This window comes from Amycolatopsis albidoflavus, assembly GCF_039525725.1.
Taxonomy (GTDB): Bacteria; Actinomycetota; Actinomycetes; order Mycobacteriales; family Pseudonocardiaceae; genus Amycolatopsis; species Amycolatopsis albidoflava.
Map to the genome: position 1 here is coordinate 1 of NZ_BAAAHV010000018.1, position 7,326 is coordinate 7,326.

Here is a 7,326-nt window from a genome sequence, read left to right on the forward strand (position 1 = left end):
GAGGACGTGTACACGCACAAGGACCGGATGCCGGTCTTCGACGTCCCCGAAGGCCACACCGATGCTTCCTGGCTGCGCCATCAGGTGGCCGAGGGCCTCAAGTGGCGGTTCCCCGAAGGCGTCCCGGACGGCTACGAGGAGCGCTGCGACTACGAACTCGGCGTCATCGAGGGCAAGGGCTTCCCGTCCTACTTCCTGATCACCGCCGACCTCATCCAGCACGCGCGGGAGGTCGGCATCCTGGTCGGCCCGGGCCGTGGTTCCGCGGCGGGCGCGCTGGTCGCGTACGCGCTGGGCATCACGAACCTCGACCCGATCCCGCAGAAGCTGCTGTTCGAGCGGTTCCTGAACCCGGAGCGCATGTCGATGCCCGATATCGACATCGACTTCGACGACCGCCGCCGCGGCGAGATGATCCGGTACGCCACCGACAAGTACGGCGCGGACCGGGTCGCGCAGGTGATCACCTTCGGCACGATTAAGACCAAGGCGGCGATCAAGGACTCCGCCCGCGTGCACTACGGCCAGCCGGGCTACTCGATCGCGGACCGGATTTCGAAGGCGCTGCCGCCGCCGATCATGGCGAAGGACATCCCGCTGTCGGGCATCGTCGACTCGAAACACGAGCGCTACGCCGAGGCCGCAGAGGTCCGCACGCTGGTCGAGACCGACGAAGAGTGCAAGACGATCTTCGACACCGCCCGCGGCCTCGAAGGCCTGATCCGCAACGCCGGCGTGCACGCCTGCGCGGTGATCATGTCGAGCGAACCGCTCACCGACGCGATCCCGGTGTGGCAGCGCGACGACGGCTCGATCATCACCGGCTGGGACTATCCGTCGTGCGAGGCCATCGGCCTGCTGAAGATGGACTTCCTCGGCCTGCGCAACCTCACCGTCATCGGCGACGCGCTGGAGAACATCAAGGCCAACCGCGGCGAGGAGATCGACCTCGACCGGCTCGGCTTCGACGACCCCGAGTCGTACAAGCTCCTCGGCCGCGGCGACACGCTCGGCGTGTTCCAGCTCGACGGCGGCGCGATGCGCGACCTGCTGCGGCGCATGCTGCCGACCGGGTTCGAGGACATCATCGCGGTGCTCGCGCTGTACCGCCCCGGCCCGATGGGCATGAACGCGCACAACGACTACGCCGACCGCAAGAACAACCGGCAGCAGATCAAGCCGATCCACCCGCAGCTGGAGGAACCGCTGCGGGAGATCCTGTCCGAGACCTACGGCCTGATCGTCTACCAAGAGCAGATCATGCAGATCGCCCAGAAGGTCGCGGGCTACACGATGGGCCGAGCGGACACGCTGCGGCGCGCGATGGGCAAGAAGAAAAAGGAAGTCCTCGAAAAGGAGTACGAGGGCTTCGAAGAGGGCATGAGGTCCAGCCCGCTGGTCGAGGGCGGCTTCTCGCCGGAAGCGGTCAAGGCGCTGTGGGACACGATTCTCCCGTTCGCCGGGTACGCGTTCAACAAGTCGCACGCCGCCGCGTACGGCCTGATCGCGTACTGGACCGCCTACCTCAAGTCGAACTACACCGCGGAGTACATGGCCGCGCTGCTGACGTCGGTCGGTGACAACAAGGACAAGTCGGCGATCTACCTGTCGGAGTGCCGCCGGCTGGGGATCAAGGTGTTGCCGCCGGACGTGAACGAGTCGGCTTTGCGGTTCGCGGCCGTCGGGAGCGACATCCGCTTCGGTCTGGGCGCGGTGCGCAACGTGGGCGCGAACGTAGTGGAGTCGATCATCAAGACGCGCGAGGAGAAGGGGAAGTACTCCTCGTTCACCGAGTTCCTGGACAAATCGGAGCTGGTGGCCTGCAACAAGCGGGTGATCGAGTCGCTGATCAAGGCGGGCGCGTTCGACTCGATGGGCCACACCCGGCTGTCGATGATCCAGGTGCACGAGGACGCGGTGGAAGCCGTGGTCCCGCTCAAGCGCCAGGAAGCGATGGGCCAGTTCGACCTGTTCGGCTCGTTCGGTGCCGAGGACGGCGACGCGGCCGAGGCAGCGCCGTCGTCCTCGCCTCTCGCGCACCTCAAGTTCGGCGAAGAGGAGTACCCGCGCAAGCAGCTCCTCGCCTACGAGCGCGAAATGCTGGGCCTGTACGTGTCGGCGCACCCGCTCGACGGGGCCGAGCGCATCCTGCGCAAACACGCGCCGAAGCCGATCGCCGCGCTGCTCGCCGACCCGCCGAAGGAGGGCGAGGTCGTCATCTCCGGCCTGCTCACCTCGCTCGAACGCCGGGTCAACAAGAAGGGCGAGCCCTGGGCGATCTGCACCGTCGAGGACATGGACGCCGCGCTCGAGGTGCTGTTCTTCGCCAAGGCGTACTCGATGTTCGCCGCGGACCTGGTCGAGGACAACGCGGTGCTGGTGAAGGGCCGGGTCAACTGGCGCGAGGACAAGATGTCGGTGTTCGGCGGCGGGCTCGTGCCGCTGGACCTGTCCGAGATCGGCAACGGCGACGAGGAACCGCCGCTGGTGCTGCTGGCCGCCGCGGAGAAGATCGACCAGGCGGTGGTCAGCGAACTGAAGTCGACGCTGCTGGCGCACAAGGGCGATACGCCGGTGCACCTCAAGCTCGTCGGCAAGAACCAGACGGTCTTCGCGCTTTACGATTACCCGGTGAAGGTCAGTTCGATGCTCATCGGTGAGCTCAAGGGCATCCCTGGGATCACCGCCAACACCTGATGACCGAGGCGGAGCCGGACCCCCGCCGCTGGCGGGCGCTCGCGGTCACCCTCGCCGCCGGGTTCATGACGTTGCTGGACGTCAGCATCGTCAACACGGCTCTGCCCTCGATCCAGCGCGACCTGAACACCGGCGCAGGCACCATCCAGTGGGTGGTCTCGGGCTACGCGCTCACCTTCGGCCTGGTCCTGGTCACCGGCGGCCGGCTCGGCGACGCGCTGGGCCGCCGCCGGATGTTCCTGATCGCGCTGGCCGCGTTCGTCGCGACGAGCGCGCTCGCCGGAGCGGCCTCCGATCCGGCGACGCTCGTCGCCGCCCGGCTCGCCCAGGGCTGTGCCGCGGGCATGCTGACGCCGCAGAACAGCGGCCTGATCCAGGATCTGTTCCGCGGCGCCGAGCGCGGCCGGGCCTTCGGAATGTTCGGCGCGGTCGTCGGCATCTCCACCGCGGTCGGCCCGGTGCTCGGCGGCGTGATCCTCGCGCTGTTCGGCGATCCGGACGGCTGGCGGTGGGTGTTCTACGTGAACGTGCCGATCGGCGTCGTCGCGTTCGGGCTCGCGATGAAGCTGCTGCCGCGCGCGGACCGGCGGAAGTTCCGGCTGCGCACGGAAATCGACTTCGTCGGGATCGTCCTGCTGGCCGTCGCGGTGCTCGGCGTGCTGCTGCCGCTGGTGCAGTCCGAACGGGGCGGGCTCGGCCGGTTGTGGTGGCTGTTCGGGGTAGCGATCGTCTTCGGCACGGCGTTCGTGTGGTGGGAACAGCGCGTCACTCGAAGGAATCGGCCGCCGCTGCTGGACATCCGGCTCTTCACCGGCACTCCCGGCTACGCCAGCGGCGCGGCGGTCGGGGCGCTGTACTTCTGCGGGTTCGCCGGGATCTGGCTGGTGTTCGCGCTCTTCTTCCAGCAGGGGCTCGGATACACGCCGCTGCAGTCGGGCTTGGCGGTCACGCCGTTCGCGCTGAGCTCGGCCGTGACCGCGGCCGTCGCCGGGCGGCTCGTGACCCGGTTCGGCCGGAGGCTGACTGTCACCGGGCTGAGCATCGTCGCGCTCTCGCTGCTGTCCGTGGCCTTGGTCGTGCAGTGGGTGCCGCCGTCGGCCGCGGGATTCGCTGTGGCCGGTCCGCTGCTGATCGGCGGAATCGGCGGCGGGATGGTGATCTCGCCGAACACGACGCTCACCCTCGAATGCGTGCCGAACCGGCTGGCCGGCGTCGCCGGGGGAGCGCTGCAGACCGGACAGCGGATCGGCACCGCGATCGGCACGGCCGTGCTGGCGTCGGTGTTCGAATCGGTGGTTCCCGCGGCCGGGCACCAGACCGCGCTCACCGCCGCGATGTGCTGCGCGGCCGGCCTCACGCTGGTCGCGCTGGCGTTCGCGACCCTCGAACTCCGCGCCCGCAGGAGGCGTGCCATCCTGACGGAGGACCGCCAAGCTGCGCAGTCCGCAGCGAATATTCACCGTACGTAATCTGGCAACTCTTATCTTGCCTGTTCGGTGAGCTACTTACCGCCACCAGGTGATACTCCATCCGGGTGACAGGTGACCTTCGGCCCTAGTGCTACTCAGAGCAACCGAGTAGACCTTATGGAGCCTTCAGAACGACACTTTGGCTACCTACAGTGGCAATTCGTTCGATCGACCGGGGATGGGTCGATCGGCCGAGCGGCCCGGGAGTCCGAAGTTCCGGGGAATGGACACCCGGAGTCGCATTCCGGTACGAAATTCGTCGGCGTCCGCGGGGGACCGTACGGCGAATCGCCGGGGCACTGCCCGGAGTGGCCGGCCGAGTGCGCGCGAAGGCAACGGGGCGGGCCCGGGCGAGGGGGAACCGGGCCCGCCCGCCTTTCCCTTCCCTGCTCGACCTTGCCCGCAGGCCGGCCGCCGATGTTCCGACCGGGGCTTGTCCATGCCGCTCGACGTTGCCCCGGGCTGCCCGCGGAGGTTCCGAGCGGGTCTTGTCCGTGGCGCTCGACGTCGTCGCCGGACCCAGGCCGCACGACCCTGAGCGCGTCGAACTCTGTCCGTGCAGGTCGACCTTGTCTTCAGGCCCGGCTGCGCGGCTCTGGACGTGTCGAATGCTGTCCGTGCCGCGTGCCCGTTGTCTTGGGGTCCGATCGCACGGCTCCGGGCGTGCCGAAAACGCTGCCCGCGCCTCTTGACCTTCCCCTTGGGGACGGCCCCACGCTCAGAGCGTTCCGAACGAGGGAGACCCATGACGGACCTGCTCGCCATCGGCGCGTTCGCGCGCCTGGCCCGCCTTTCGCCCAAAGCGCTGCGCCTCTACGACGAGACGAACCTGCTGCCGCCCGCCCGCGTCGACCCGGACACCGGCTACCGCTGGTACTCGCCGGACCAGCTCGACCGGGCCCGCCGCGTCGTCCAGTTGCGCGGGCTCGAGATGCCGCTGCCGCGGATCCGGGCTGTCCTCGACCTGCCGGCGGACGCCGCGGCGGCCGAGGTCCGCGCGTACTGGGAGGAACAGGAGCGGGCGTGGCACGCGAAGCGGGAACTCGCCGGGTTCTTCCTCGACCAGCTGGCAGGGAAGGAAACCCCGATGTACGACGTGTCCGTTCGCGAAATGCCCGCCCGCACGCTGCTCGTCACCTCCGAGCACCTGACCGCCGACCGGATCGGCGAGTTCGCCGCCCCGCTGTTCGCCTTCTTCGGCGGCCCGGCCGTCCCGCGCCCGGAAGGCAGCGCCGGACGGCCGTTCCTGCGCTATCACGGAGAAATCAGCAATGACAGCGACGGCCTGGTCGAGTTCTGCTGCCCGATCGACCCCGAAGGCGGGGAAATCGCCTTTCCGGAGATGACGCTCAGCACCGACGACGCGGGCCGCGAGGCTTACGTCACCGTGCCGAAGGCGAACATGATGACCGCGCTCGGTGCCGAGTCGCTGCACCGCTGGCTGGCCGGCCACGACGTCGAAGCCGACTGGAAGCCGCGCCAGATCTTCCTGTGCGATCCCGGGGTTGCCGCCCTCGACGATCCGGTCTTCGAACTGGCGGTCCGGCTGCGCTGAGACGTCCGGTTTCACCCGGTTCCGGCTGCTCGGGAATGTCGCGCTCGCGCACGGCCGTCGATCATGTTGGGATGGCCGCGTTCTGCGAAGAGGGGAGCGCTCATGGCCCACGAGGCATCGCCGGGCAACCGGGTCCGGGTGTGGTACCGGCCGATGCGGGCGCGCGACACCAGTGAAGGACACCGCGCGTCGACGCCGCTGGAATTGCTGTTCGACCTGTGTTTCGTGGTCGCCGTCGGCCAGGCCGCCGCGCAACTGCACCACGCGCTTTCCGAAGGCCACGTCGGGCACGGGGTGCTCAGTTTCGGGATGGTGTTCTTCGCGATCTGGTGGGGCTGGCTGAACTTCAGCTGGTTCGCGTCGGCGTTCGACACCGATGACGTGCCCTACCGGCTGGCCACCCTCGTCCAGATCGCCGGCGGCCTGACTGTCGCGGCCGGCGTGGACAAAGCCTTCGCGGGCGACTTCACGATCGTGGTCATCGGATACGTCCTGATGCGGCTCGCGGCAGTCGCACAATGGTTGCGCGCGGCGCGGCAGTCACCGGGATTGCGCACGACCGCGTACCGCTACGCAGCGGGGATCACGGCCTGTCAGATCCTGTGGATCGTCCGGCTCGCGATTCCCGGCACCGCGGGGTTCGTCGGCTTCTTTGTCGTCCTGGTCCTGGAACTCGCCGTGCCGGCGTTCGCGGAAGCGCGGACCACCACTCCGTGGCACTCGCGTCACATCGCCGAGCGGTACGGGCTTTTCACGCTGATCGTGCTCGGCGAAACCGTGCTCAGCGCCACCAACGCGGTGAAAGAGGGGATCGCGGAGGGCGAGCACACCGGGGAGCTGGTGTCGCTGGCCGTAGCGGGCCTGGTCCTGGTGTTCTCGATGTGGTGGCTGTATTTCGACCAGCCGGGGCACGCCCGCCTCGAGCGCGGCAACTCCCGGTGGACCGCGTTGAGCTGGGGATACGGGCACTACCTGATTTTCGGTTCGGCCGCGGCCGTCGGCGCCGGGCTGGAACTGGCGGTCGGCTTCGACAGCGGGCAGGTGCACGTCAGCGGCATCGTGACCGCGCTGGCCGTGACGATCCCGGTCGCGATCTTCTTGCTCAGCGTGTGGCTGCTGCACATCGGCCCGACCAACGAATGCCGTCCGATCGCGATCGGCTTCCCGGCAGCGGCCGTGCTCGTGCTCGCGGCGTCGTTCGGCCCGGCGCCGATCCACGTGACGGCGGCCCTCGCGGCGATCCTCGTCGGGGTCACGGTGATCGCGACGCACGGGGAGCGCGAGCCGGGCTGACCGCCCTCGGGTCTCGGCCGCCGGATCGACGCAGGTCAGGGCTTGGCGCGAAAAAAGGGACCCCCCTGTTCGAGGGCTGTTTCGGGCCGTGTAATGTTCTCTTCGTCGCCAGGGAAACCCGGCGGCCACCGGGAACACGAACCAAGCTCCCACAGTAGTGGTAGAGTGGGTGGTCCCAAACCTCCGGAGCTGAACCAGCCCCCGACGAAGCCTCGAGCTTCCCAGGGTGTAGAGTTGGACTCCGGAAAAACAAAAGCTTGAAATAACGCATCGAGCTTGGCCTGGTTGATTCCGGGTTTGGTTCGGGGTGTG

Annotated in this window: 4 protein-coding genes; all 4 read left to right on the forward strand. The window is 68.4% G+C overall.

Annotated elements, in window-relative coordinates:
* On the forward strand, window positions 1-2,697 hold a 2,697-nt coding region (gene dnaE, locus ABD156_RS30115), incomplete at its 5' end, for a DNA polymerase III subunit alpha (protein WP_344281289.1).
* Window positions 2,697-4,166 carry an MFS transporter gene (locus ABD156_RS30120; protein WP_344281292.1) on the forward strand — a complete coding sequence of 490 codons (1,470 nt, stop codon included), beginning with the start codon at window positions 2,697-2,699 and terminating at the stop codon, window positions 4,164-4,166. The genes dnaE and ABD156_RS30120, both read left to right, overlap by 1 nt.
* Before the next feature lie 745 nt (window positions 4,167-4,911).
* The gene (locus ABD156_RS30125) at window positions 4,912-5,721 is read left to right on the forward strand and encodes a MerR family transcriptional regulator (RefSeq protein WP_344281295.1); all 810 of its coding nucleotides are present in this window, start codon (window positions 4,912-4,914) and stop codon (window positions 5,719-5,721) included.
* Between the two features lie 102 nt (window positions 5,722-5,823).
* Window positions 5,824-7,014 carry a low temperature requirement protein A gene (locus ABD156_RS30130; protein WP_344281298.1) on the forward strand — a complete coding sequence of 397 codons (1,191 nt, stop codon included), beginning with the start codon at window positions 5,824-5,826 and terminating at the stop codon, window positions 7,012-7,014.
* Window positions 7,015-7,326 lie beyond the last annotated feature (312 nt).